Here is a 24,864-nt window from a genome sequence, read left to right on the forward strand (position 1 = left end):
CAATGATAAACATCAACCCCTGAACCTGGGTCACTTCTCAACGAAAACGCCGGGTCAACTCTCAGCGGAAATCAACATCATCATGATGATCCGGGTGCGTCTCCTGCATCAAACGACCGACGGCGACGATCAAAAAAAGAGGACGCTTCGCCGCGTCGATCCGCCGTCCCACCGCCGATGCAATACGCTCCGTCGATTAACTATGAGTGAGTTATATTGTTGATGTGGCAGTTTGATGACGTACGCCGGGATCGTCCATCGGCAGCTATCAACCGTCTGCCGAATAACCGTACTGCTTCAGAGGCGGGAGGACGAACTCAACGAAATGGAGGCCCCCAAGCTAACTGCCAAGCCGCCTATAGTGTCCGACAAGACGGCCTGAGTGCTTCGTCCGGTCGAGGAACGCCTGTAATTGAGAAACGCGACGGTAAACTATCCCACATGATCACATCAGTTGCCGACGGCGGAAGAATTCCGTTACATTTGGAATGCATATTTAAGCGGTGATTCGAACGGGGTTGGCGAGACTGCTGAACCGAAACACCGTTGCATGCAGTGCACTGGTTCGATCGGCGAGACACCCAGATTACTGGTCGATGAGCCGATAGCGCTCGGTTGTCTTCAAAGCGAGCTGAGACGACCGGCAGCTGCGGGTGAACGAGACACGTCCCCGACGTGATGCTTATTGATCAGGACCACCGGGACCGAGCTGGTAAGCTCCGCCTCGTGCGATCACCTCAAGAGGCCGCTAAGGCTCCTCCATATCCGACGGCGGCCGCTGCCCTCATCGATTGCATTCGCAACTGCGCCATTGCTTCAGTCGATCGGGCGGTCGGGCGATGCCGGCTCGGCCAGTGTCTCCGTCTGGACAGACACAGCATCTGGTGTGCCCAGCGGCTCACAGGACGATCCAAGCTCAAGACATTGGGGTGGTCCGACCGTGATGGGTTGGTGGGCAAGAACGAGTTTCAGGAAGCGAAGCGCGGCAACGAGGCCAGCACCCGTGAAAGGTTTCACAATCACCCCGCAGGCCCCGGCGAGGTCCGATGGCAGGGCCGACCGGTTGGCGGTCAGGAACACGACCATGCCGCCCTGGGCGACGATGTGCTCGGCAACCGCGATCCCTGTCGGGCCATCGAGAAGCTGGAGGTCAACCAAGGCAAGATCTGGGGGGTGACGGCTGGCAACCTCGATAGCTTCGCTGCCCCGGACAGCATGTCCAGCCACCTGCATCCCCGCGTCCTCGATCGCGATCTCGATATCGAGGGCGACAAGGGTCTCATCCTCGACCACCAGCACCTTAGGTTCAGTGTCTGCCAATGACGTACCTGCCATCTGAACTAAGATCGACCTGGCTTCTCCCGGGTTCGGGCTCGGGCTCGGCGCAGGGCATCGTCACTCGGACGAGCATGTGAGCATCGCCTTCGCACCAATCGATGCTGGCATCGAGCTGGCGGGCAAGGAGGGCCACGATGGTACCGGCTGTTGACCGGCGCGTGTCATCCTTCTCGCGAGCCGTGTAGCCGTCATCGGCGATCGAAAGCTCGAAGACTTCGGCAGCGCCCTGGCGAATAGCGCGCAAGCCGACCTTTAGTGATCCTCGTCGTCCCTGGTAGGCGTATCGCATGGCGGCCCCCACCAACTCATTCACGAACAGCGCCACCGGGCCGGCCTTCGCGGATGTGACGCTGACGGGTTCGGTCTGGAAAACAAGTTTGATGTCAGAGCGGCCCGATTGCAGCTGGTGGTCTTCGACGATGTTCCGGACGAACTCGGAGACATCGAACCGACCGATGCTGTCTTCATTGTAGAGCTTGCGGTGGACCAACCCAAGTGCGTGGAGACGTACCCGGATTGCTTCGAGAGCCTCATGCTCCGGCTCACTCGATCGGTGGCGCTTCTCAAGGTTCACAAGCGAGATCATGAGCTGCAGGTTGTTCTTCACCCGGTGATCGAGTTCGGTCAGCAGCTTGGTGCGGGTCTCCAGGGTCTGCATAAGCGCCGCGGTGCGTTCGTCGACCTGACCTTCGAGCATGCTCTTGGCCTCGGCAAGATCGCTAGCGAGACGCTCGATACCTCTCTCGCGCTCTTTCCGCTCTGTCACGTCGAGCTGCGATGCAAAGAAGTGCGAGATCTCGCCCTGGCGGTCGAGGACCGGCGAGACGAAGAGGGAGTTCCAGAACGGCGTTCCGTCCTTCTTGTAGTTCAGGATCTCGATGTGAAGGTCGCGGTTATTCATGACATAGTCGCGGATCTGCACGCGATGCCGTGGGTCCGTGTCGACTCCTTGCAGAAAGCGACAGTTCCGCCCGATGACCTCTCTCTCTTCGTAACCCGTGAGGCTGCAGAATGCCTGGTTTACGTAGACGATCGGATTGTCGGCGAGATGGGGGTCCGTGATGATCATGGCCATGCGCGTGGCCCGTACGGCCGCTGCAAACGGGTCGCCCGCAGGTGCGTGCTCCGCCCACAACTCGGAACCAGCCGCACGCGCTCTGGCGATGGCAGCAATGTCGTCCTCTCCGTCGTCCGACATCCGCAGCCTTGATCGAGGTTTCGCTCGGCAACGGCACTCGAGCACGACGGTTCCAGAAGGAATTGCCCTCTGAACATGGTGGGATGGTCAGGATCTCAGGGTCCGACCTCTCTCAACCGGACGGCGAACCACTGAGCGCGAACCACTCAGACGGTCCGCTGGAACGCGGCCAAGCCGATCTGCCGTCAAGAGCCGAGCCCTGCAAATCCGCTTTGCCTGGCCCTCGAGCCAAGCAACAGGTTCCAGCACAACCTCGCCTTGGAACCCGGTGCTTTCGGTCTTCGGGAACCGGCATTCGCTATGCCGTTGTTGAGAAGCAGTGCCGATCATGGGCCAGCCGGCGATCTCGCCTGGCCATATGCGCCTACGCTCTCTCCGTCCTGGAGGCGGACATTCTCTTCTCGGACAGCAGGGAAGGTGCGTGTTGGGGCCTCAGGAGCCGTTCCTAGATCCTCGCATCGCGGGTGGCACTCGTGCAGAGCACCTTGACGATGCCGGTTCACATCGGATCGCACGCTGGGCATTCGATAGCATCCCGGCTCAAGCAATCCGATGTGTAGGAGTATTAGGGGCCCTTGTTCGCGTGAGTGTTGAGGCGCAAGAAATGCCGTGGCGAGCCGTGATTCAACATCACACAAGGACGGTCACGGGCGAAAGACCATGGCCGATATGAGCAACCCTCCCGACGCGCGCAGACGTGCCGAGTTGGACAGCTACAACATCCTCGACACGCCAGCGGAGGAGGAGTTCGACGACATCGTCAGGGTGGCGTCCGAGACCTGCGGCATGCCCGTGTCGCTGATATCGCTCCTTGACGTCGAGCGGCAGTGGTTCAAGGCCGAGATCGGCTTCGGACAGAACGAGACGCCCCTGTCGCAGTCGATCTGCGCCTACACGGTGCAGCAGGACGACGTATTCGAAATCGAGGACCTGACCCGGGACGCCCGCACCTCGGCCAATCCGCTGGTCACCGGCGGCCCGCAGATACGCTTCTATGCCGGCGCTCCGTTGAGGACCGCAGACGGCATCGCACTCGGCGCCCTCTGCGTGCTCGACACCAAGCCCAACAAGCTCACGCCTTCGCAGGCGTTCGTGTTGAGGACCCTGGCGCATCAGGTCATGACGACGTTGGAGCTGCGCCGCTCACTCCGTCAGCGCCGCGAGAGCGACCGACGTAACAAAGCCATCCTGGAAAGCGCCATCGACTACGGGATCATCTCCATGGACCTCCAAGGGATGGTGACGAGCTGGTCGCCCGGTGCCGAGCACATCCTCGGCTGGGACGAGGCCGAAATGTGCGGCAAGCCCGCCCACGTGATCTTCACCAACGAGGATATCGAGGCCGGAATCCCCGAGCAGGAGATGAAAGAGATCCAGTCGCACGGACGCGGCACGGACGAGCGTTGGCACCTGCGCAAGGACGGGAGCCTGTTCTGGGCCAACGGTGAGATGATGCCCCTCATCGACGAGGACGGGCGGCATGAAGGATTCATCAAGGTCCTTCGGGATCGCACGGTGCAGAGGAACGCCGCTGCCAAGGAACAGGCGGACGCCGAGTTCATGCGCAGCGTGCTCGCGTCCTCGGCAGACTGCATCAAGGTGCTCGACCTCAACGCAAGGCTGACCTTCATCAACGAAGGCGGCATGCGTGTGATGGAGGTCGGCGACTTCAACGAGGTCAAGGGCTGCCCCTGGCCGAGTTTCTGGCAAGGGTCCGGCAATGCCGACGCCAAGGCGGCGATCTGGGCGGCGCTGGCCGGGGGCACCGGCCACTTTCAGGGACAGGCCGACACATTCAGGGGCACGCCGAAATGGTGGGACGTGCAGGTCACGGCCATAAGAGGTGCGGACGGCGAACCGGAACGGTTGCTGGCGGTCTCGCGCGACATCACTGCGCAACGGGCCTCCGAGCAGCGGGTTGCTGAGAGCGAGAAGCGGTGGCGCGGCCTGTTCGAGGGCATGCACGAGGGCTTCTTCAGCGGCGAGATCATCCGTGACCAGGATGGGCGGCCGGTCGATTGCCGATTCGTCGAGATCAACCCGGCCTTTGCCGCACAGTCCGGGCTTCCTCGCGAAACCGTAGGGCGCACCCTGCGCGAAGCCATCCCGGGGCTCCCGAACTGGCCCATCGAGACCTATGCCCGGGTGGTCGACACCGGCATTCCGGAGGTGTTTGAGATCGCGGTGCCGCAGCTTGGGCGCATATTCGAGGTTCGGGCCTATCGCGAGGCGGAGGAACGCTTCGCCGCGATGTTCATCGATGTCTCCGAGCGTAAGCGGGCCGATGCCAGGCGAGCGGCGCTCGGCGAGCTTGGCGACCGGCTTCGCAATACGAACGACCGGGCGGAAATCTCGCGCGTGGCGGCCGAGATCGTCGGCCGGACGCTGGGGCTTTCCCATGGCGGGTACGGCGCCGTCGATCCCGTCCAAGAGACAATCCTGGTGGAACGAGGATGGACGGCGCCCGATCTCAACCGCATCGACGGCCTTCATCAATTTCGGGAATACGGCTCCTACATCGAGGACTTGAAGGGCGGTCGCGCCGTGATCATCGACGACGTCTCCGAGGATCCGAGAACATCAGGAGATGCCAGGGCCTTGGCGGCCATCGACGTTCGCGCTCTGCTCAACCTGCCCGTGATGGAGCGTGGGCGGTTCGTGGCCCTGCTCTACGCGCTCAAGAGCTCTCCTCACGCGTGGAGTGGCGAGGAGATCAGCTTCGCCAACAACATCGCGGACCGAACCCGCGCCGCGCTTGCCCGCATCGAGGCGGAGGAGCAGCAGCGAACCCTCAACCTCGAATTGAGCCACCGCATGAAGAACATGCTGGCGATGGTGCAATCCATCGCCACACAGACCATGCGGACGGCGACCGACCTGAATACAGCGAAAGAAGTGCTGGCAGGTCGCCTGATCGCGCTCGGTCGGTCGCATGATTTGCTGCTCGGCGCCGGTGTGCGAGCAGCCCCGATCAAATCCCTGATCGAAGGCGCCCTGAGGGCGCACGAAGACAACCCGGGCCGCTTCGTACTGGAAGGCCCGACCTTCACGGTCGGTGCCAGGGCGGCGATGTCGCTGGCCCTGATGCTTCACGAGCTGGCAACCAACGCGGCGAAGTACGGGGCGCTCTCTACGGCACAAGGGACGGTGGCGGTGGTTTGGGAGATCAGACAGCAATGCGGCGAGCCGTATTGTACCCTTAAATGGTCGGAGGAAGGAGGGCCTGCCGTCGCAACCCCAACGCGAGCCGGGTTCGGATCGCGGCTCATCGCTCGCGGGCTGGCCGGCAGCTTTGGGGGCGAGGTGGACCTGTCCTATCCGGTCACCGGCGTGGTTTGCACGATCAAGGCCCCCCTGTCTGGTTTTCTGACCGAAGACGCGGCTTGAGCTGGCTTCTCTGTCAAACAGGCTTCTTACGGGACCTGTGTGCGTGTGCCGAATGGCCTATGTGGGACATGCGCGCCGCCCGCAACGTCGCAGCCGACCTCGGCCAGTTCGGGCGCGGCACGCGGCAGGTGCTTGCCGAGGCACCCGAGGTTCGGGGCAAGAATCCGGGAAGCTGCACGTCCTGCCGCAAGACCCTTCTTGGAGCGGTGCCGGGCGCCGTCTTGCTCGGCGGGCGCCGTCTTGCTCGGCGGGCGCCGTCTTGCTCAGCGGGCGCCGTCTTGCTCGGGATGACGGATGCGGAGAGTCGGATCGTCCGCAAGACCCTCGGCTCGGTGCAGGGCTCCATACCCAGGCCGGCCGCAGCTCGTTTCAGGACGCAATGCGTACAGGCGGCTTCACGATCGGAATGTTCGTGATGAGCCGGATACCCTGAGGCCGACCCCGCCATTGGCCGAGGACTTACCCGGTCCGGTGGCCGTCCCGAGGCGAGGGCGTCGTGCTGGCGAGCATCGACCTCGCTCATCTCGCCGACCACCATGCGTTGATGCAGGCCTGCCGCAGCATCTGTCCGGCTTCCAGTCATTCTGATCACCCGCTGCAGGCGGGAGTCCAAGCCGCGAAGGACCTCTTGAGGTCAACACTGGTCGGGCTCAAGGATCCGCTTCAACTCTCCCAGTATCCATAGGCGGACTGGCAGAAATCCATCCACAACGGACCGGGCGGCACGATCAGCCGACACGCGCCGCCAAGTCTAGTCGCGCCGACGCGCTTTCGGCCTCGGCTTTCGTATGGGCGTTGCCCTGCTCGGCCGTCCTCCGCACGCGCTTTTCCGCAAGCGCATGCACCGTCATCGCTTCGCTACGGCCGCGAAGGCGGTACGGTCCAAGCGCTTCGGCATCGATGCCGTCGGGAAGTGCCGGCAACCGTGAAAGGACTGCGTCAGAGATGAGGACCGGCTTCCCGGTGTCGCGACAGAGCCCTTCGAGTCTGGCGGTCGCGTTCATGACGTCTCCGAAATACGCGATCTTGTGGCGGTCTACGCCGACCTCCGCGGTTACGACGTTGCCGCCGTGCAGGGCGGCACGCAGTTCGGGCAGCAGGCCGAAGCGAGTAACCCACCGCTCCTGATCGCTGCGAAGCGTCTGCCGGATCGCGAAGACGCAGGCGACGCACCGGGCCTTCTCGACGCCTCTCGAGAATGGCCAGGAGATGATGACCTGGTCGCCCACGTAATCGTCGACCTGTCCGCGATACCGGCGAACCGGTTCGGCGATGGCCGAGAAGACGGCCTTCAGTAGTTCCTGGGCGGCAAGGTCGCCATGTCTTTCCGCGTAAGTCGTCGACCCGACCAGATCGAGGAACAGAAAGACGCGCTCTTCGCTGACCGGCCGGTGGTAGCGGCCGACTATGAGGCTTGCGAACGTCTCGCTGCCGATCAGGTCGCGGACGCGCAAGGCGGATACGAGGAGGGCCGAAACCACCAGCGCGTAGGGGATGGTAGAGATCTTGGGAGTGATGGCTTCCGGAAAGGTCTTGTCGGTCAGTCCGAGCGTCCAGGCGACGGAGCCGGTGAGCGCCAATCCTAGGAGAATCACCAGCAGCAAGCTGACCTCTGCGGCAGCGAGATAGGCCAGGGTAGGCAGACGCCGGAGGCGCTTGCTGTAGCCGGAGAAGAAGACGCCGCGCTCGTACGCGATGGTCAGGACGCCGATGCAGGTGCCGTAGAGGATTCCAATCAGTGTGGGCCCGTCGTTCAACAGGTAGCCGTGCAGCGCGCCGAACAGGGCGCTGATGACGGCGATCGTGATCCAGAAGGCTGAGCTGCCATATGGCATCGTCTTCTCCGATGAGGCGGTCGCCCGCCAAGGGGCGCCCGATCATGGCATCAGCGTGACCGTCGATACCTGCCAGGATCGGCCGCTCCGGTCTCGTGCGGTAAGGCACGGCGCAACGTCGAAGGGCCCGTTGTTCGAACAGAGATGCGAGTTTGGTTTGAGAAACCCTAGACGGGCACCGCTGAGGTTTTGCAGTCGAACAGCCAGAACCGTGTGGTTGGCCACGCTTCCGCGTGTAAGAAACGGCACCGACCCCGAAGCGGCATCATGACACGACGGCCTCATCGCTTCGATGTATTCCACTTCGGCGACCAAGGCTCGCGAGACGACCATGCTCCTCAACGACGATGTTTCGTCCCGGTCTGTCGTCGCTCCGGAACCGGTTAGGCGCGGCTACGACCGCCGGCGCTTCGGTGCCATGGCGCTGGCTGCGGGTGCCGGCATCATGCTCGCGCGCCGTCCGGCAGCCGCGCGGCCGGCCTTCGAAGGGCCCCGCGTCATCGACTTCGATTGGGTCGACGCCGCACGCGAGCGGTCGGTGCCGGCACGGCTCTATTGGCCGGCCGCTTCCGGCCGGAAAGCGCCCGTGCCGCTCATCGTCTTCTCTCATGGTCTCGGCGGCTCCCGGAAGGGCTACAGCTATCTGGGCGAGGGGTGGTCGGCCCGTGGGACCGCCAGCCTGCACATTCAGCATGTCGGCAGCGACCAGGCGCTCTGGGCGGGCAATCCGCTCTTGCTCCTCGATCGTCTCGACGGCGCGGCGGATGAGCGCGAGGCCATCGCGCGGACACGCGACGTGCGCTTCGGGCTCGACCGCCTGCTTGATCGGGACAGCCCGTTCGCGGCTGCCATCGACCGGACATGCATCGTGGCGGCCGGTCATTCCTACGGCGCGAACACCACCCTGATCCTCACGGGTGCTCAGGTGGTCCGGGACGGTCGGCCACTCGGTGACCGGGATTCCCGATTCTCGGCCAGCATCGTCATCTCGGCACCGCCGTTCTACGGCGAGACCGATCTCGCGTCGGTCCTCGCTTCGGTCGACGTGCCCACCCTCCACGTGACGACGACGGAGGATACGATCCGCTTGCCGGGCCGGTATTCGGGGGTCCAGGACCGCATCGACATCTTCAACGCGATCCCGACGCCGCAGAAGGCCCTCGTCGTCTTCCAGGGCGGCTCACACAGCGTCTTCACCGATCGGTCGCTCCGAAGCGGCGGCCCCCTAAACCCACTGGTCAAGCGGGCGACGACCGAGGCCACCTTGGCGTTCCTCGAACTCGCCCACCGGTCGGACCCCGCTCCTCTCGAAGGATGGAGCAGGACTTGGAAGCCGATCCTGGCTGCGGCGCCCATGCCGTTTATCGTTCCTCGACGACAGGCGGTCCGCAGGCGGCAGGTCTGAGGGCTTCGTCGGCGAGTGTGTGGCAATACAACTTGGCTGCAGACCGATCGCCGAGGAAGTCGGCGAAGGTGGCATCCGAGATTCCGAGGTCGCGGCTCCGGCGGGGGGCGCAGCGATACGCAAGGGACCGAGGAGCCAACGGCGACGGTCGCCGACGGTTCGGATCTGGATGCATGTTCAGGCACGCGCCGCCGCGCTTGAGGCCGCCAAGTGGCCGCCAAGTGGCCGCCAAGCGTTTGTAGACCTGAGACGGGCCTACCCCTCCGCGCATCCGCGGGCCGTCCCTCCTGGCGATAGAATGCGACCACGGAAGATCCACTCCGTGACCCGGACCGTCAGAAGCAGACGGGCGACATGCCACCCATCCCGGTCATACGCCTCCATTACGCCGGGCTGCTCAAAAGCGGTCGCTCTGTAGGCCCGACAAGGAATCGAGAGCGGATCCTGGCCTTTCGCTCCGAAGCGGAACTTCCGCCTCTGGCTCGAACGGTTTGGAAGCGAAGATCGGGCACATTGTCGATCTGCCACCGTTCGCCCCTGCCTGGCATCGCAGTTGACCACGGTGACATGGCTCACCGGCGGTGATCGCGGCGTCGCGGACATCTGCCGGCCTTGTCCGAACAATCCGAGGCACCGCCGGTTGACCAGGGGTGTTCACGTCGGACGTGCCGCCCGGGAGTTAAGATGGCCGAAGCCGAAGGGCAGACCCTGAGATTGCAGGTCGCCAATGCGCGCCCCCAGGATGCGGGGCGCGGCATCGCCCGGCTCGGGCATGCGGCGCTGACCCAGCTCGGTTTGCGCGAGGGCGACGTCGTCGAGATCGTCGGCAAGCGCCACACCGCCGCGATTGCGGTCGGCCCCTACGAGGAGGACGAGGGCCTGAACCTCGTCCGGCTCGACGGGCTGCAGCGCGTCAACGCGGGGACGGCGAGCGGTGACCACGTCGAGATCCGCTCCGCCGAGATCCGGCCAGCCGCCCGCATCGTGGTGGCGCCGGCCCAGAAGAATGTTCGCCTGCAGGGCTCTGGCGAGGCCCTGCGCCGCACTTTGCTGCGCCGGCCCCTCGTCTCGGGCGATGTCATCTCGACCTCGACCCAATCTCGCGCGGCGACCGACCCGCGCATCCCGCCAGAGCTGCGTCCCTATCTCGAAGGGCCGACCTATGGGCTGCAGGAGATCCGCCTGGTCGTGGTATCGACGCAACCGCGCGGCATCGTCTTCGTCGCGGAGGGCACCGAGATCGAGTTGCGGCCGCTCTTCGAGGAGCCGAAGGACGGCCGGCGGGCCGACGTCACCTATGACGATATCGGCGGCCTCGGCGATACCGTCGACCAGATCCGCGAGATGGTGGAGCTGCCCCTGCGCCATCCCGAACTGTTCCAGCGCCTCGGCATCGACCCACCGAAGGGCGTCCTGCTGCATGGCCCGCCGGGCACCGGCAAGACGCGGCTCGCCCGCGCGGTGGCCAACGAGACCGAGGCCCGCTTCTTCCACATCGCCGGTCCCGAGATCATGGGGAGCCGCTACGGCGAATCCGAGCAGCGCCTGCGCGAGGTCTTCCAGGAAGCGGCCCAGAACGCCCCCTCGATCATCTTCATCGACGAGATCGACTCGATCGCGCCGAAGCGTGAGCAGGTGACCGGCGAGGTCGAGCGCCGGATCGTGGCCCAGCTCCTGACCCTGATGGACGGGCTGGAGCCGCGCCAGAACGTCGTGGTGATCGGCGCCACCAACCGGCGCGACGCGATCGACGAAGCGCTGCGCCGTCCCGGCCGCTTCGATCGCGAGATCATCATCGGCGTGCCCGACCAGCCGGGCCGGCGCGAGATCTTGGGCATCCACACCCGCGGCATGCCGCTGGCGGATGATGTCGACCTCGATGAGGTCGCGCGCACCACCTACGGCTTCGTCGGCGCCGATCTCGGTGCGCTGGTGCGAGAGGCCGCGATGGACGCCGTGCGCCGCATCCTGCCGGAGGTGAACCTGCGTGAGGGGATTCCCGCGCAAGTGTTGGAGGGATTGAGCGTCCGGCGAGACGACTTCCTGTCGGCGATGAGGCGGATCCAGCCCTCGGCGCTCCGAGAAATCATGATCCAGGTGCCGGACGTGACCTGGGACGATGTCGGGGGTCTGGCCGAGGCGCAGATGCGCCTGCGCGAGGGCGTCGAGCTGCCGCTTCGCTCGCCACAGGCCTTCCGGCGCCTCGGCATCCGCCCGGCCAAGGGCTTCCTGCTCTTTGGCCCGCCCGGCACTGGCAAGACCCTGCTCGCCAAGGCGGTGGCGCGGGAAGCGGAGGCGAACTTCGTTGCGACGAAGTCGTCCGACCTCCTCTCCAAGTGGTACGGCGAGTCCGAGCAGCAGGTCTCGCGCCTGTTCCAGCGGGCCCGCCAGGTCGCGCCGACCGTCGTCTTCATCGACGAGATCGATAGCCTCGCCCCCGCCCGCGGCGGCGGGCTCGGCGAGCCAGCCGTGACCGAACGTGTGGTCAACACGATCCTGGCCGAGATGGACGGGCTGGAGGAGTTGCAGGGTGTCGTGGTGATGGCAGCCACCAATCGTCCGAACCTGCTCGACCCGGCTTTGCTGCGTCCGGGACGCTTCGACGAACTCGTCTACGTGCCGGTGCCGGATGTCGGCGGCCGCCGCCGGATTCTGGCCATTCACACGCGGGACATGCCGTTGGCGGAGGATGTCGATCTCGATATGGTCGCGGAGCGCACCGCCCGCTTCACCGGTGCAGACCTGGAAGATCTCACTCGCCGCGCCGGTCTCCTGGCCCTTCGCGAATCGTTGGAGGCGACCCGTGTGCAGCGCGTCCATTTCGAGCAGGCCGCGCGCGAGACCCGGCCCTCGGTGACCCCCGAAATGGAGCGGGAATATGAGGAGCTGCTGCGCACCCTCAAGCAAGAGGGCCCGCAGCGCCAACCCATTGGCTTCCTGGCCCAGCGCTGAGCGCGTCCACTCAGAACCACCCCAGTGTTGGCAACCATCCAGGGTTGCCGTCGGCGTCGTATCAGCGAAGGCGGCGCAGATCGGGACCCAAGGAGCGGGAGTCGAAAAATCGGTTCCTTCCCTTGGGCACGGAGCCGGCACGAAGCAACGTTGGGTCTAAAGCTCTACAAAAACGAAGCCTGCTAGGTCATTGACCTAGCAGGCTGAAACTTTGGTAGCGAGGGACGGATTTGAACCGCCGACACAAGGATTATGATTCCTCTGCTCTAACCAGCTGAGCTACCCCGCCATCGCCGCAAACCTCGTGCTCGAACACACGTGTCTGCGGAGACCGGCGGTATAGGGAAATCCGGCTTCCGGTGTCAACGGTCGCGAATGCCGTCAGAGCTGCGTTCCGAGGATCTCGGCGACCTGCGGGATGTCCTTGTCGCCGCGACCACAGAGATTGACCACGAGGAGGTGGTCGGAAGGCTTCGTCGGGGCGATCTCCATTACCTTGGCGAGCGCATGGGCTGGCTCCAGCGCGGGGATGATGCCCTCCAGCATCGAGCACAGCTTGAACGCCTCGAGCGCCTCCTGATCGGTGGCAGATAGGTAGGTGACGCGCCCCAGTTCGTGCAGCCAGGCATGCTCCGGGCCGATGCCGGGATAATCGAGCCCCGCCGAGATCGAATGGGCATCGGCGATCTGCCCGTCTGCATCCTGCAGCAGGTAGGTCCGGTTGCCGTGCAACACGCCCGGGCGCCCGCCCGTGAGCGAGGCCGCATGCAGGCCGGACGACACCCCGTGACCCGCGGCCTCGACCCCGTACATCTCGACCTCGCGGTCGTCGAGCAGGGGATGGAACAGGCCCATGGCGTTGGAGCCGCCACCGATGCAGGCCACCAGCGAGTCCGGCAATCTGCCTTCGACGGCCAGCATCTGCTCGCGGGTTTCCCGCCCGATGATCGACTGGAAGTCGCGCACCATGCCGGGATAGGGGTGCGGCCCCGCCACCGTACCGATGCAGTAGAAGGTATCGGAAACGTTCGTGACCCAGTCGCGCAGGGCCTCGTTCATGGCGTCCTTGAGAGTCTTGGTCCCGGACTGGACCGGGATCACCTCGGCCCCGAGCATCTTCATGCGGAAGACGTTTGGTGCCTGGCGGGCGACGTCCACAGCGCCCATGTAGACGACGCATTTGAGCCCGAACCGGGCGCAGAGGGTCGCGGTCGCGACGCCGTGCTGGCCGGCCCCCGTTTCGGCGATGATCCGCGGCTTGCCCATGCGGCGGGCGAGCATGATCTGCCCGAGCACGTTGTTCACCTTGTGCGAGCCGGTATGGTTCAGCTCGTCCCGCTTGAAATAGACCTTGGCGCCGTGGCCCGGGGCGGAGCGCTCGCGCAGATACGTGGTCAGGCGCTCGGCGAAGTAGAGCGGGCTCGGCCGGCCGACATAATGGGTCAGGTACCCGTCCATCTCCGCTTGAAACGACGGATCGGCCTTCGCCTCGGCATAGGCGGTCTCCAGATCGAGGATCAGCGGCATCAGGGTTTCGGCCACGAAGCGTCCGCCGAAAATGCCGAAGCGGCCGCGCTCGTCGGGTCCGGTGCGGAACGAGTTCGGAGTCGGGGCGATGGTCACGGTTCTGTTCCTTCAGAGGTCTGACGGATTCGGGGTTGCCGGGACTCTAGCACGGTTTGCCGCTCATGCAGGCGTGGTGGTGATTGAGACAGCCCTGGCCGCCGCGATGAAGGCGCGGATGCGCGCCGGGTCCTTGATGCCCGGTGCGCTCTCGACGCCCGAAGACACGTCGACGGCGGTGAGACCGGTACGGCGCAAGGCCTCGCCGATCGTCTCGGAGGTCAATCCGCCGGAGAGCATGGTGCCGGAGGGGAGGACGGCGCCGGTCAGGATGTCCCAGTCGAAGGCGTGGCCGTTGCCTCCAGGCAGGTCCGCACCCTTCGGCGGCTTGGCGTCGAGGAGGATGAAATCGGCGGCGCCGCCATAGCTCGCGATCGCAGCGAGATCGCCCGGGCCGGCGACGCCGACAGCCTTCATCACACGGCGCCCACTGTCACGGCGTATGGAGGCGACCCGCTCCGGAGGCTCGCTCCCGTGCAACTGGATCACCTCCGGATCGACCGCCGCGACGGCGGCTGCGACCAGGGCATCGTCGGGGTCGACGAGCAGCAGCACTCGCTCGGACCGGCCCCGGACCTGCGCAGACAGGGCCGATGCGGCAGCAAGGTCGAGATGGCGCGGGCTCTTCGGGAAATGCACGAAGCCGACGAGGTCTGCGCCCGCCCCGAGGGCCGCCTCCAGCGTCTCGGACGTGCTCAAGCCACAGATCTTGACGCGCGGCGCCGCCACGACCGTCTCAGCGCGGAGCGGGCAGGGCGACGCGGTCCGCGCCGCCGTGCTGGAAGCCGGTCTCGGAGGGTTGCGTCCGGAGGCGGGTCGTCTCGGTCTCAAGCCGATTGATCTGGCGGCGCTGCTCGCGCGAGCGGCGGCGCGTCGTCGCCTGACCGGTCCAGGTGGCGATGCCGCCGAGGATCACCCCGAGGGCGACGGCCGCGAACAGGATCACGTAGAGCGGCAGCGTCACGCTGAAGACCGGCAGGTCGGCCGAGAACGGATCGAAGGAAAGGCGCACGGGCGCGCGGTTGGCTACCGCCAGGGCCACGACGACGATCGCCACGGGCAGCAGCACGAGGCCCTTGAGGAAGCGGATCATCGCAAATCTCCGGTTGTCGCGATCATGATGCGGAGACGGCGTGATCGTCGCCGATCCCCGCCGCGTTCAAGCGTTGGCGCATCTCCTTGCCGGTCTTGAACACGGGGATCGCCTTCTCGGAGACGGCAACGGCCGCTCCCGTGCGCGGGTTGCGTCCGCGCCGGGCATCCCGGCGTTTCACCGAGAAGGCGCCGAACCCGCGCAGCTCGACCCGGTCGCCGCGCGCCAGGGCGTCGGCGATGGTGTCGAGGATGGCATTCACCACGGTCTCGACGTCGCGCTGATAGAGATGCGGGTTCTGCTCGGCGATCTTGAGCACGAGCTCCGACTTGATCATGCGGGCAGTTCTCGAAAAGTCTGGAGGCGGGAAGGCGGAGCGAAGGGCGGCGTGTCAGGGGCGCCAGAGGACGAGGAGGCCGCCCTGGGCGAGGTCGGCGGTCTCGTTGCCAAGCGTCCGGAACTGGCCGGCGAGACCCGAGAGGCCGAGGAGGTCCGCGCCGGTGCCGAGGGCCGACCAGAGCTGGAAGTCGCTCTTCGACTTCGGCTTCCAGTCTTGGATCGGCAGGCCCTTGGCTACGCCGCGGCTGTTCTCCAGCCATGCCACGGCCTGGCGCTCGCCGCCGAGTTCGTCGACCAGCTTGAGCGGCAGGCTCTGGCGGCCGCTGAAGACCCTGCCGTCGGAGACGGTGGCGAGTTCCCGGTCGTTGAGCTTGCGCCGGTCGGAGACGAGGCCCTTGAACCAGGCATAGGTGTCGCCGACCACCGCCGCGAGGGCAGCCCGGGCCTCGGGCGAGGTCGGCGAGAAGCCCGAGGGCTCGGCCTTGAGCGGCGCCGACTTGATCGATTCGACCTTGACCCCGACCTTGTCGAGGAGCCCCGAGACGTCCGGATACTGGAACAGCACACCGATCGAACCGATGAGGGAAGTTTCGCGCGCGACGATGTGGTCGGCCGCGATGGCGGCGATATAGGCACCGGAGGCCGCGGTGCCGTCGACGAAGGCGACCATCGGCTTCTTCTCGGCCAAGGCCCGCAGGTTCCGGTGCAGCTCCTCGGAGCCCGTCGTCGTTCCGCCGGGCGACGAGATCGAGACGACGACTCCCTGGACGGCGCTGGACTCGCGCACGCGGGCGATCAGCTTCGTCGTCTCCTCGCTCCCAGCGATGAAGCCGCCGACCGAGATCCTGGCGATCTGAGGCTTGATCGCACCAAAGCCGGCGAGGTCGCCGCCACGCAGGCGCAGGCCGACCGCGCCGACCGCGACGATCAGCGCGGCGATGCCGACGACCCGCCACAGGCTGAGCTTGCGGCGCAGGCGCCGGCGATCGATCAGAAGTTCTGCATCCGCAGCCATCGTCTTCGGTTCGCTCCCTGGCGAGGCGGTCCTTCTGGACCGGCGCTTGTTCTTCCGCGAACGGCCGGTCGAACCCGGGCTGCGCCGCGACCTTGTCCCATATCTTGGGCCGGTTTGCACCACCCCTGAGCGACCACCGAACCGGACAAGTCCTTGTCAGGTCTCGGTTCGTAACGTCGCATCCCGGTACCGCGAGCAGTTCTAGCGCCGACGACGCGCGGCGGACAAGAGGCTGGCATCACCTTGCGGCGAAACGCGAAAGCCCGCGCGGGATCATCTCCCGCGCGGGCGTCGAGGCCGTCATACCCGCCCAGCACGGGCGGGGAGTATGGTCGAGACTATTCCTCGTCCTTGTCGTCGCTGGTGCGGGCCTTCTTGAAGGCCGCGCCCAGGATCTCGCCGAGCGATGCGCCCGAATCGGCGGAGCCGAACTGGGCCATCGCCTCCTTCTCCTCGGCCATTTCGAGGGCCTTGATGGAGAGCTGGACCCGGCGGACCTTGCGGTCGAACTGGATCACGCGGGCATCGAACTTCTCGCCGGCGGCGAAGCGCTCGGGGCGCTGATCGCTGCGGTCGCGGGCGAGCTCTGCCCGGCGGATGAAGGTGGTCAGGTCGGTGTCGACGATCTTCACGTCGACGCCCGAATCCTTCACCTCGACTACCTCGCAGGTCACGATCTGACCCTTCTTGAGCTCGCCGGCCTCCGCGAAGGGGTCACCGCCGAGCTGCTTCACGCCGAGCGAGATGCGCTCCTTCTCGACATCGACGTCGAGAACCTGGGCGCGCAGCATGTCGCCCTTCTTGAACTCCTCGATGACCTGCTCGCCGGGACGGTTCCAGTCGAGATCCGACAGGTGGACCATGCCGTCGACGTCGCCCTCGAGCCCGATGAACAAGCCGAACTCGGTCTTGTTCTTGACCTCGCCCTCGACCTCGGAGCCGACGGGATGCTTCTCGGCGAAGGCCTCCCACGGGTTCTGCAGGGTCTGCTTGAGGCCCAGGCTGATGCGGCGCTTGACCGGATCGACCTCGAGGATCTGCACTTCCACTTCCTGGGAGGTGGAGACGATCTTGCCGGGATGGACGTTCTTCTTGGTCCAGCTCATCTCGGAGACGTGGATCAGGCCCTCGATCCCCGGCTCCAGCTCCACGAAGGCGCCGTAATCGGTGATGTTGGTGACGCGGCCCTTGATCTTGGCGTCCACGGGGTAACGCTGGGCGATGCCCTCCCACGGATCGGCGAGCAGCTGCTTGATGCCGAGCGAGATGCGGTGGGTCTCGTGGTTGATCTTGATGATCTTGACCTTGACCGTCTGGCCGATGGTGACGACCTCCGACGGGTGGTTGACGCGGCGCCAGGCCATGTCGGTAACGTGCAGGAGGCCGTCGATGCCGCCGAGGTCGACGAAGGCGCCGTACTCGGTGATGTTCTTGACGACGCCGTCGATGACCTGACCTTCTTCGAGGTTGGCCACGAGCTCGGAGCGCTGCTCGGCGCGGCTCTCCTCGAGGACGGTGCGGCGCGACACGACGATGTTGCCGCGGCGGCGATCCATCTTGAGGATCTGGAAGGGCTGCGGCGTGCCCAGGAGCGGGGTCACGTCCCGCACGGGGCGGATATCGACCTGGGAGCGCGGCAGGAACGCCACGGCGCCGTCGAGGTCGACGGTGTAGCCGCCCTTGACCTGGTTGAAGATCGCGCCGGTGACGCGCTCGTTGGCCTCGAAGGCCTTCTCGAGCTTGACCCAGCTCTCCTCGCGGCGCGCCTTGTCGCGCGAGATGACGGCCTCGCCGAGCGCATTCTCGATGCGGTCGACATAGACCTCGACCTCGTCGCCGACGGCGAGATCGCGGTCGCGGCCGGGGCCGTTGAATTCCTTGAGGGCGACACGGCCTTCGGTCTTGGCGCCGATGTCGATGACGGCGACGTCCTTCTCGATCGCGACGACGCGACCCTTGACGACGGAGCCTTCGGTGATCTCGTGCTCGAGGAAGCTCTCCTCGAGGAGAGCCGCGAAATCGTCGCGGCTCGGGTTACGCTGCAGGGCGCTACCAGCGGTCATTCTGTCTCCTGACAGGCCTCCTCGGAGGCCGGCATCGGCGGCTCGTGTGACGGGAGACCCCCTGCAACGCCGCCCGGCGATCGTGTTGCGATCAACGGGCTCCACCTCCCTGTCAAGAGAGGGCCGACGCAGTCTTGAACGCTGGTCGAGGGCCGTCCCCGCGACGTCGACGCAACCGAGGGGCAATCCCGCTCGCCTACCGTCAGCTTCATCGTGAGGATGGCGGTGTCCATACGCGATCACGCGTCCGCCGGCAACCGGATCGAGGAACGTCGCCGAGGCACGCATTCGCATCGGGATGCGGGTGGCGACGGGAACGGTTCGCGCTCTCAGGCCTTTGGATCCGCACATGCTCCTGGAGACACTCACATGATCCGCAAGCTCATCGTCGCGTTCCTGCTCCCCCGGCTGATCCGATTCGTCAGCCGCCGCTTCGGACAGAACGGACAGCGCCGCCAGTACTGAGGCTGCGCCCCGGGGTGCGAATCGCCTTCGTCAGGCGTTGATGATGCGGGCGTATTCCGCCTCGGGAATTCCGTAGCTGTCGCCTGCGCATTCAAGAAGCAGGTCGCGGTTGCGGATACCCAGCCCCCCACGGCGGATCTTCACCGCGCCGGCTTGTTCGAGGCGACGCACCGCCGTCGTCACGCCGGCACGCCGCACGCCCAGCATCAGCGACAGGAATTCGTGGGTCAGGGACAGATCCTCGGTGTCGGCACGGTCGTGACACATGAGCAGCCAGCGCGCGAGCCTGACCTCGATGGTGAAGCGGCCGTTGCAAAGAATCGTATGGGCCATCTGAATTGAGAAGGCGTAGGCGTAGCGCAGCAGCCTGCGATGGACCGGCCGGCTTTCTTCGATGATCGAGCAGAAAATCCCTGCATCAATGTGGATCGCCCGGCATGGGATCTGGACGAAGACCGAGTTCGAGGCCTCGGCAATCCCGTGCAGAAGCGCGAGTCCCGTCATCCCCTCGGGTCCGATGATGCCGGCCTCCAGCCTGGTGCCGTCAGCTCCGCGCACGACGACAGAGACCATGCCGGGCTCCGGAAAATAAGCGCGGGCGATCGGCTCGCCCGGCATTTCCATGACGGCTCCCTGATCGTAGGAGCCGCGTTCGAGGTGGGGCTGAAACCGGGCGAAATCCGCGGCCGGAAGAGTGGCCAGCAGCCGGTTTCGGATCTGGGTCTGCTGAAGGAAGCGCGTCATCGCCCTGCCGTGTACCGAAGGCAAGGGCGGATCACGCCTTGTCAGCTGCAGCCCAGTTCTATCGGCACCTGATCATCGACCTATGCCATATCACACTTTCAGTGTGAATATTTTACTATGGTACAAATTAGTACGATACCGTACAATGTAATTGATCGGTCGGCTGGGACGACGAAGAACTCGGCGTTTGTTGGCCGATCGCCGATTGCCATTCGCCGAAATCCCTCGACGCGTGCGCGATTTTCAAGGTCGCCGAATGGCAAACATGGCCAATTATTTCTTCCACATCAGCGGAGATCAGGGGCTCGATCTAGACGAATTCGGTATCGATCTCCCGGATCTTGAGGCGGTTTGCGATGAAGCCGCCATGACCATCGCGGGCTTTGCCCGCGATGCGGCCATGACGGGTGGTACGCTGCCGGGGCGCGCCTTCGAGATCTGTGATGATGAGGGAACTCACCTACTCACCATCCCTTTCTTGTCGGGAGGGAGCAAGAGGTTCAGCCAGCCCGCCATGCGATCCGAATAGATCACCCATGCCGCGCTTCTTCCTCAACATTCGGGATCGAAAGATCGGGATGATCGTCGACCCCGAGGGCGAGGAGGCCGAGGATGTCGGAGCCGTTCGCCGCATCGCCGAGGAGACGATCCAGGACATTATTTCGAGGCCGCAGGTCTACGGCTCCAGGCGGATCTGGCGCTACAGGGTCATGGAGGTGGTGGACGAGTCCGGACACCTCGTCTTGACGCTTCCCTTCGCCTCCATCGATGCGCCCCCGTGAACCGAAACTTCATCAAGTCTTAACCAACGGACAATAAAGTCAGGTCATGCCGATCGCGACCTCGTCGCTCCGTCGGACACGGCCGCGAAGCCGGAAAGATGTGACGCCGGATGTACGCGCACATCGATCCGTCTCTCGCGGCTTTTCGTTTCCAGCACTCCTGTTCTACGAGATGACGACATTGACTTCGCAGCTGCGAAAGCGCATTTGTCGTGGTGCAGCGTCAGCGGCCATCATGGTTCCGCTTGAGAGGGCTGCGTGACGGATCGCCGAATGCGCGTCAGCGCGGCCCAAGCGACCTGAGCCCCTCTCTTCAACGTGCATGCACCCGAACTGCCCCATCACGCGGGCAGCTTCAGCCCAACGGACCGACCCGAATCCAAACCGATGCCATCGTGCGATGGCCTACGGCCCGGTCCCGCTGCCTTGAAAGACCAGACTTGACCCACTTCTCAGATTTCGGCCTCGCCCAGCCCGTGCTGCGTGCGCTGGAAGAAGCCGGCTACACCACGCCGACCCCGATCCAGGCTCAGGCCATCGCCCCCGCCATGGAGGGCCGCGACCTCTGCGGCATCGCCCAGACCGGCACCGGCAAGACCGCGGCTTTCGCGCTGCCGATCCTGCACCGTCTCGCTCAGGTCCAGCGCCGCGCGCCGCGCCGCGGCTGCCGCGTCCTCGTGCTCTCGCCCACCCGCGAACTCGCCAACCAGATCGCCGAGAGCTTCTCGGATTACGGCCGGCATCTCGCCTTCACCAACACGGTGGTGTTCGGCGGCGTCACCATCTCGCGTCAGGAGAAGGCGCTCGCCAACGGCGTCGACATCCTCGTCGCCACTCCCGGCCGCCTCATGGATCTGATCGAGCGCCGCTCGCTCACCCTCGAGGCCGTCGAGATCCTCGTCCTCGACGAGGCCGACCAGATGCTCGATCTCGGCTTCATCCACGCCCTCAAGCGCATCGTGAAGATGCTGCCGAAGGAGCGCCAGAGCCTGTTCTTCTCGGCGACCATGCCGAAGAACATCGCGGGACTCGCCGAGCAGTATCTGCGCGATCCGGTCCAGGTCGCGGTGACGCCCGTCGCCACCACCGCCGAGCGCGTCAGCCAGGAGGTCATCTTCGCCCATACGGGTGCGAAGCAGTCCCTGCTCAACCACATCCTGCGCGACCCGAAGATCGAGCGTGTGCTCGTCTTCACCCGGACCAAGCACGGCGCCGACCGGGTGGTGCGTGGCCTGGAGAAGGTCGGGATCGCGGCCTCCGCCATCCATGGCAACAAGTCCCAGCCGCAGCGCGAGCGGGCGCTCGCCGCCTTCAAGGACGGCTCGTGCCGGGTGCTCGTCGCCACCGACATCGCCGCCCGCGGCATCGACGTCGAGGCGGTGAGCCACGTCATCAACTACGACCTGCCCAACGTGCCGGAGAGCTACGTCCACCGCATCGGCCGCACCGCGCGCGCCGGTGCTAACGGCCTCGCGATCTCGTTCTGCAACGACGAGGAGAAGGCGTACCTGCGCGATATCGAGCGCACCACGCGCCAGAAGATCCCCGTCGCCGCCTTCCCCGATGGCTTCGTCGCCCCGAGCCGGCAGGAAGCTTCCGAGACGGCACAGGCCGAGGAGCGTCGTCCGCCGCGCCAGGACCAGCGTCCGCGCCAGGGTCAGCGCCCGGGCGGCCGGCCGGGCAACGGCCGGAGCGGCACCGGTGGCCGCGGCGACGCCCGTGGGCCCGAGAACCGCGGCGGCGCACAGGCGCGGTCGGGCCGCCCCGACGGCAATCGCCCGCAGGAGCATCGCGGCGAGCGTCAGGGCGAGAGCAGGGCGCAGGCCCCTCGCTCTGAGCAGCGGAACGACGGTCGACCGCAGCGGCCGCAGGGCGCGGGCCGTCCGCAGAATGCCGGCGGTGGAGAAGGGCGGGCCATCGGCTGGCTCGACCGCGCACCGCGGTCCTGACACCCCAGGCACGTAGAGGACAGGCCGCTCCGGATTCTCCGGGGCGGCCTTTCTCATTCGCGGGCCTATTGTCGCGGCCGCACCCAACCCCATGTCCACCGCAGAGCTGCCGCCGGCTTGATAGAGGCCGAGGGTTTGGGTCGGCAGGATCAGGGAGGTCGCGATGCGGTTCGAGCTCTATCGGGATTCCGGCGGCGAATGGCGCTGGCGCCTTCGTGTTCAGAACGGAAACGTGATCGCCGATTCGGCCGAAGGCTATGTCCGGCGCGAGGATTGCGAGCACGGGATCGCTCAGGTCCGCCAGAGCGGGGCCGCCTCGGTCGTCGACATGACGACGAAGATCGCCTGAGGCCCAAGCGCGGAGGCGTGGATCGGCCGATCCATGCCACGGATCGAGAGGATGCGTCAGGCTTTCGCCTCGACCGGTGTCCAGGCGACGAAACGGTTTGAGCGCATCGTGCGTTTCAAGCCACCGGGCGGAGGCCTGACTGACGCTTAAGCCACGCCTCCGATCGCTCACCGGGCCGACAAGCCCTCACTCAAGGAGTTCTGAACGTGCTGAGGAAGATGCTGCTGGCAGCCCTGCTGGCTCTCGGATTTGCCGCGACGGCCCCGCAGGGTGCCTCCGCTGCCCCTATCGGTCCCGCTCCGGCCCTCCAGGCCGCGGCTGAGCCGGCGCAGGTCGAGTAGGCGCAGTATTACGGCTATCGCCGTCGCTTCTACGGACCGCGCCGCTTCTACGGCGGCCCGCGCTTCTATGGCCCGCGCCGCTTCTACGGACCGCGCCGCTTCTACGGCGGCCCGCGCTTCTACGGCCCCCGTCGCTTCTACTACTGATCCATCGGCGAATCGGTGACGAAGGCCCGGCAGCGACACCCGTTGCCGGGCCTTTCGTTTGCGCCGGTGGATCTCCCTGCGGTCCTCTGGCTTCCTCGCCCGCGACGCCGCATGATCCGGCGCGGGATGGCGCGGATCGGAGATCGACGATGGAACGCGGGATGGAGGCACGCGAGCCGCGCGGCGATCTCACGGTGCGAACGAGCGCCATGCCGGCCGACACCAATGCAAACGGCGACATCTTCGGCGGCTGGGTCATGTCGCAGATGGACCAGGCCGGCGGCATCGCCGGCGTCGACCGCGCCCAGGGGCGGGTGGTGACCGTGGCGGTTAATGCCATGACCTTCATCCGCCCGGTCAGGGTCGGCGACGTGCTCTGCGTCTACACGCGGATCGCCGGGGTGGGGCGGACCTCGATGAAGATCGAGGTCGAGGCCTGGGCGAGGCGCTTCCGCACCCAGACCCGCGAGAAGGTGACGGAAGCGACCTTCACCTTCGTGGCCGTGGATGACGAGGGCCGGCCGAGGCCCCTGCCGCCGGCCGGACCGGTCGTCCCGACCTGAGGTGGAGAGAAGCGGACGAATCGGTCCCGCAAGTCGCCGATAAGGCTGCGAAACGCTCGATTGCACGCCATTGCCTTCAGGGGACCTCAAGGGTTGGCGGGCACTCTGCACCCATGCGGTACGATCCTTTCGCGGCCCACAACCTCCTTCGCATCGTCTCCGTGACTGGCCTTGTCGTCATGATGACGGAAGCGGTGCCGGGGCCGGCCTGCGTCGTCTTCGGGCTGGTGTGCCTGCTGGGGTCGGGCATCCTGTCGCTGTTCCCAAAGCCCGGTGCCTCGGCGCCGAAGAAACGGCGGCCCTCGGCGATCCAGTCTGCTCGGCCGGCTCAGACGGAAACGCCCTCACGCCCATATCGGCAGCCCTGGCAACCGCCTGGCCGGACGCCGCTGACGCCCGCCGTGGAAACGCATCCGGCGCTCCTCGCCACTGTCGCCGGCCGCACGCCCGCCGGATCTCCGCGCCGCCGGCACTGAGATCGAGTCAGAAAGCAAGCACGGCCATGTGCGCGGACGCACGACGATCCAGCCGGCACCGACCCATATCAGGTTCACACAAGAACAGGCGCTCCTCTCGATAGAAGAGGGTCGCTGGAACCGAAATGGAAATCGTTATGAACACTCGTCTTGCTTCGCTCGCCGCTGCCCTCGTCGTCGCTGCCGGTACCCTGGCCTCGCCAGCTCTTGCCCAGAGCTACAATGCGCCCGCCGGTATCTCGGCCGCGGCCGCTCCCGCGGGGCTTGAAGGTCTGGCTGGCCGCCGCAACGCGGAGGCCGCCCGCCTGCGCTACCTCGCCGACGAGGAGCTCACCACCGGCTCGATCGCCCCGCGCGGCTTCGACAGCTCGGCCAAGGGCGGCAACGCCGAGAACAACAACCGGATCGTGCCGAACCTCGGCAACACTTCGGGCGGCCCGGCCTACTGAAGGCGCCAATGGGCGATCGGCCGGAACGCCGTTCGTCAGGGGGTTCGGCTTCCGATCCAAGGGGTCGCAAGCCTCCACCGGACGCACCGTCAGTGTGGACCACCCCCTCTATAGAACGAATGGCAGAAGATGGCGGGGCGCGAGCCCCGCCATTTCCGTTTCCGCCCCCCTTAGATCGCAGGGTCAACCGATAATGCGCGTCTGAGTTGAATCTTCGCAGGAGCAGCCGCCGCAAGCCACCCTTTCGCCTCGTCCTACCTTCAACCGGTCAGCGCTAGAGCCGTGCCCGTTCAGGTTGGATCATAGGCATCGTATCCAGCGGCGGTGAGATAGTTGCGGCATTCGTTTGGT

22 protein-coding genes, 1 tRNA gene and 1 pseudogene are annotated in these 24,864 nt (G+C 65.8%); 13 read left to right on the forward strand and 11 right to left on the reverse strand.

Going from position 1 to position 24,864, the window contains the following annotated elements:
- On the forward strand, nt 1-223 hold a 223-nt coding region (locus K2Y56_RS26230; RefSeq protein ID WP_292515071.1), incomplete at its 5' end, for a hypothetical protein.
- Nucleotides 224-816: 593 nt separating this feature from the next.
- Here K2Y56_RS26230 and K2Y56_RS26235 read toward each other — a convergent pair.
- Both K2Y56_RS26235 and K2Y56_RS26240 read right to left on the reverse strand, forming a co-directional pair.
- A complete protein-coding gene (locus K2Y56_RS26235; RefSeq protein WP_292515074.1) occupies nt 817-1,320 on the reverse strand; it encodes a response regulator in 504 nt (167 codons plus the stop codon).
- Nucleotides 1,307-2,536 carry a PAS domain-containing protein gene (locus K2Y56_RS26240; RefSeq protein ID WP_292515077.1) on the reverse strand — a complete coding sequence of 410 codons (1,230 nt, stop codon included), beginning with the start codon at nt 2,534-2,536 and terminating at the stop codon, nt 1,307-1,309. The genes K2Y56_RS26235 and K2Y56_RS26240 overlap by 14 nt, the downstream gene beginning before the upstream one ends.
- Nucleotides 2,537-3,196: 660 nt before the next feature.
- On the opposite strand from K2Y56_RS26240, the gene K2Y56_RS26245 reads away from it, so the two are divergent.
- Both K2Y56_RS26245 and K2Y56_RS26250 read left to right on the forward strand, forming a co-directional pair.
- A complete protein-coding gene (locus tag K2Y56_RS26245) occupies nt 3,197-5,923 on the forward strand; it encodes a PAS domain S-box protein (RefSeq protein ID WP_292515080.1) in 2,727 nt (908 codons plus the stop codon).
- 59 nt (nt 5,924-5,982) lie between these two features.
- On the forward strand, nt 5,983-6,339 hold the full coding sequence (locus tag K2Y56_RS26250; RefSeq protein WP_292515082.1) for a hypothetical protein: 357 nt from the start codon (nt 5,983-5,985) through the stop codon (nt 6,337-6,339).
- 312 nt (nt 6,340-6,651) lie between these two features.
- Here the strand turns inward: K2Y56_RS26250 and K2Y56_RS26255 are convergent, their stop codons facing one another.
- The gene (locus tag K2Y56_RS26255; protein WP_292515084.1) at nt 6,652-7,758 is read right to left on the reverse strand and encodes an adenylate/guanylate cyclase domain-containing protein; all 1,107 of its coding nucleotides are present in this window, start codon (nt 7,756-7,758) and stop codon (nt 6,652-6,654) included.
- Nucleotides 7,759-8,089: 331 nt separating this feature from the next.
- Here K2Y56_RS26255 and K2Y56_RS26260 point away from each other — a divergent pair, with 331 nt between their 5' ends.
- Together K2Y56_RS26260 and K2Y56_RS26265 are read left to right on the forward strand one after the other, a co-directional pair.
- On the forward strand, nt 8,090-9,163 hold the full coding sequence (locus K2Y56_RS26260; protein ID WP_292515087.1) for an acetylhydrolase: 1,074 nt from the start codon (nt 8,090-8,092) through the stop codon (nt 9,161-9,163).
- A 684-nt stretch (nt 9,164-9,847) separates the two neighbouring features.
- A complete protein-coding gene (locus K2Y56_RS26265) occupies nt 9,848-12,115 on the forward strand; it encodes a CDC48 family AAA ATPase (protein ID WP_292515090.1) in 2,268 nt (755 codons plus the stop codon).
- Between the two features lie 212 nt (nt 12,116-12,327).
- Here the strand turns inward: K2Y56_RS26265 and K2Y56_RS26270 are convergent.
- The 8 genes from K2Y56_RS26270 to K2Y56_RS26305 form a co-directional block, all read right to left on the reverse strand.
- Nucleotides 12,328-12,404 (reverse strand) — tRNA-Met (locus tag K2Y56_RS26270).
- A 92-nt stretch (nt 12,405-12,496) separates the two neighbouring features.
- Nucleotides 12,497-13,738, reverse strand: a complete 1,242-nt coding sequence (gene trpB, locus K2Y56_RS26275) for a tryptophan synthase subunit beta (protein ID WP_292515094.1) — start codon at nt 13,736-13,738, stop codon at nt 12,497-12,499.
- 63 nt (nt 13,739-13,801) lie between these two features.
- Nucleotides 13,802-14,467, reverse strand: coding sequence for a phosphoribosylanthranilate isomerase (locus K2Y56_RS26280; RefSeq protein ID WP_292515097.1), 666 nt, complete (start codon nt 14,465-14,467; stop codon nt 13,802-13,804).
- A gap of 7 nt (nt 14,468-14,474) precedes the next feature.
- Nucleotides 14,475-14,831: a lipopolysaccharide assembly protein LapA domain-containing protein gene (locus K2Y56_RS26285; protein WP_292515099.1), complete on the reverse strand. Its 357-nt coding sequence runs from the start codon at nt 14,829-14,831 to the stop codon at nt 14,475-14,477.
- Between the two features lie 22 nt (nt 14,832-14,853).
- Complete coding sequence (gene ihfB, locus K2Y56_RS26290; protein ID WP_292515102.1) at nt 14,854-15,168, reverse strand: integration host factor subunit beta; 315 nt, start codon at nt 15,166-15,168, stop codon at nt 14,854-14,856.
- A 54-nt stretch (nt 15,169-15,222) separates the two neighbouring features.
- Nucleotides 15,223-16,185: a signal peptide peptidase SppA gene (sppA, locus tag K2Y56_RS26295; RefSeq protein ID WP_292515105.1), complete on the reverse strand. Its 963-nt coding sequence runs from the start codon at nt 16,183-16,185 to the stop codon at nt 15,223-15,225.
- A 338-nt stretch (nt 16,186-16,523) separates the two neighbouring features.
- Complete coding sequence (gene rpsA / locus K2Y56_RS26300) at nt 16,524-18,248, reverse strand: 30S ribosomal protein S1 (protein WP_292515108.1); 1,725 nt, start codon at nt 18,246-18,248, stop codon at nt 16,524-16,526.
- Nucleotides 18,249-18,743: 495 nt separating this feature from the next.
- The gene (locus K2Y56_RS26305) at nt 18,744-19,457 is read right to left on the reverse strand and encodes a Crp/Fnr family transcriptional regulator (protein ID WP_292515109.1); all 714 of its coding nucleotides are present in this window, start codon (nt 19,455-19,457) and stop codon (nt 18,744-18,746) included.
- Between the two features lie 265 nt (nt 19,458-19,722).
- On the opposite strand from K2Y56_RS26305, the gene K2Y56_RS26310 reads away from it, so the two are divergent.
- The 8 genes and pseudogenes from K2Y56_RS26310 to K2Y56_RS26345 all read left to right on the forward strand — a co-directional run bounded on the left by K2Y56_RS26310 (nt 19,723) and on the right by K2Y56_RS26345 (nt 24,513).
- Nucleotides 19,723-19,986, forward strand: a complete 264-nt coding sequence (locus K2Y56_RS26310) for a hypothetical protein (RefSeq protein ID WP_292515112.1) — start codon at nt 19,723-19,725, stop codon at nt 19,984-19,986.
- A gap of 7 nt (nt 19,987-19,993) precedes the next feature.
- On the forward strand, nt 19,994-20,239 hold the full coding sequence (locus K2Y56_RS26315) for a hypothetical protein (RefSeq protein WP_292515115.1): 246 nt from the start codon (nt 19,994-19,996) through the stop codon (nt 20,237-20,239).
- Between the two features lie 440 nt (nt 20,240-20,679).
- The gene (locus K2Y56_RS26320; RefSeq protein ID WP_292515118.1) at nt 20,680-22,188 is read left to right on the forward strand and encodes a DEAD/DEAH box helicase; all 1,509 of its coding nucleotides are present in this window, start codon (nt 20,680-20,682) and stop codon (nt 22,186-22,188) included.
- A gap of 163 nt (nt 22,189-22,351) precedes the next feature.
- The gene (locus tag K2Y56_RS26325) at nt 22,352-22,537 is read left to right on the forward strand and encodes a DUF1508 domain-containing protein (RefSeq protein WP_292515121.1); all 186 of its coding nucleotides are present in this window, start codon (nt 22,352-22,354) and stop codon (nt 22,535-22,537) included.
- 206 nt (nt 22,538-22,743) lie between these two features.
- Nucleotides 22,744-23,025: pseudogene (locus K2Y56_RS26330) on the forward strand (hypothetical protein).
- A gap of 149 nt (nt 23,026-23,174) precedes the next feature.
- Nucleotides 23,175-23,588: an acyl-CoA thioesterase gene (locus tag K2Y56_RS26335; protein WP_292515124.1), complete on the forward strand. Its 414-nt coding sequence runs from the start codon at nt 23,175-23,177 to the stop codon at nt 23,586-23,588.
- A gap of 113 nt (nt 23,589-23,701) precedes the next feature.
- Nucleotides 23,702-24,064 (forward strand): hypothetical protein, encoded by a 363-nt coding sequence (locus tag K2Y56_RS26340; protein WP_292515127.1) that lies wholly within the window; start codon nt 23,702-23,704, stop codon nt 24,062-24,064.
- 137 nt (nt 24,065-24,201) lie between these two features.
- Nucleotides 24,202-24,513: a hypothetical protein gene (locus K2Y56_RS26345; protein WP_292515130.1), complete on the forward strand. Its 312-nt coding sequence runs from the start codon at nt 24,202-24,204 to the stop codon at nt 24,511-24,513.
- The last annotated feature ends 351 nt before the right edge of the window (nt 24,514-24,864 follow it).

Origin of the sequence: Methylobacterium sp., from assembly GCF_019745455.1 — a bacterium.
Taxonomy (GTDB): Bacteria; Pseudomonadota; Alphaproteobacteria; order Rhizobiales; family Beijerinckiaceae; genus Methylobacterium.

Excerpts from the sequence above, each read along its gene's own strand:
- K2Y56_RS26240 (WP_292515077.1), bottom strand. The coding sequence starts at position 2,536 with ATGTCGGACGACGGAGAGGACGACATTGCTGCCATCGCCAGAGCGCGT.
- K2Y56_RS26245 (WP_292515080.1), top strand. The coding sequence starts at position 3,197 with ATGGCCGATATGAGCAACCCTCCCGACGCGCGCAGACGTGCCGAGTTG.
- K2Y56_RS26250 (WP_292515082.1), top strand. The coding sequence starts at position 5,983 with ATGTGGGACATGCGCGCCGCCCGCAACGTCGCAGCCGACCTCGGCCAG.
- K2Y56_RS26255 (WP_292515084.1), bottom strand. The coding sequence starts at position 7,758 with ATGCCATATGGCAGCTCAGCCTTCTGGATCACGATCGCCGTCATCAGC.
- K2Y56_RS26260 (WP_292515087.1), top strand. The coding sequence starts at position 8,090 with ATGCTCCTCAACGACGATGTTTCGTCCCGGTCTGTCGTCGCTCCGGAA.
- K2Y56_RS26265 (WP_292515090.1), top strand. The coding sequence starts at position 9,848 with ATGGCCGAAGCCGAAGGGCAGACCCTGAGATTGCAGGTCGCCAATGCG.
- K2Y56_RS26285 (WP_292515099.1), bottom strand. The coding sequence starts at position 14,831 with ATGATCCGCTTCCTCAAGGGCCTCGTGCTGCTGCCCGTGGCGATCGTC.
- ihfB (WP_292515102.1), bottom strand. The coding sequence starts at position 15,168 with ATGATCAAGTCGGAGCTCGTGCTCAAGATCGCCGAGCAGAACCCGCAT.
- sppA (WP_292515105.1), bottom strand. The coding sequence starts at position 16,185 with ATGGCTGCGGATGCAGAACTTCTGATCGATCGCCGGCGCCTGCGCCGC.
- rpsA (WP_292515108.1), bottom strand. The coding sequence starts at position 18,248 with ATGACCGCTGGTAGCGCCCTGCAGCGTAACCCGAGCCGCGACGATTTC.
- K2Y56_RS26305 (WP_292515109.1), bottom strand. The coding sequence starts at position 19,457 with ATGACGCGCTTCCTTCAGCAGACCCAGATCCGAAACCGGCTGCTGGCC.
- K2Y56_RS26310 (WP_292515112.1), top strand. The coding sequence starts at position 19,723 with ATGGCCAATTATTTCTTCCACATCAGCGGAGATCAGGGGCTCGATCTA.
- K2Y56_RS26315 (WP_292515115.1), top strand. The coding sequence starts at position 19,994 with ATGCCGCGCTTCTTCCTCAACATTCGGGATCGAAAGATCGGGATGATC.
- K2Y56_RS26325 (WP_292515121.1), top strand. The coding sequence starts at position 22,352 with ATGCGGTTCGAGCTCTATCGGGATTCCGGCGGCGAATGGCGCTGGCGC.
- K2Y56_RS26335 (WP_292515124.1), top strand. The coding sequence starts at position 23,175 with ATGGAACGCGGGATGGAGGCACGCGAGCCGCGCGGCGATCTCACGGTG.
- K2Y56_RS26340 (WP_292515127.1), top strand. The coding sequence starts at position 23,702 with ATGCGGTACGATCCTTTCGCGGCCCACAACCTCCTTCGCATCGTCTCC.
- K2Y56_RS26345 (WP_292515130.1), top strand. The coding sequence starts at position 24,202 with ATGAACACTCGTCTTGCTTCGCTCGCCGCTGCCCTCGTCGTCGCTGCC.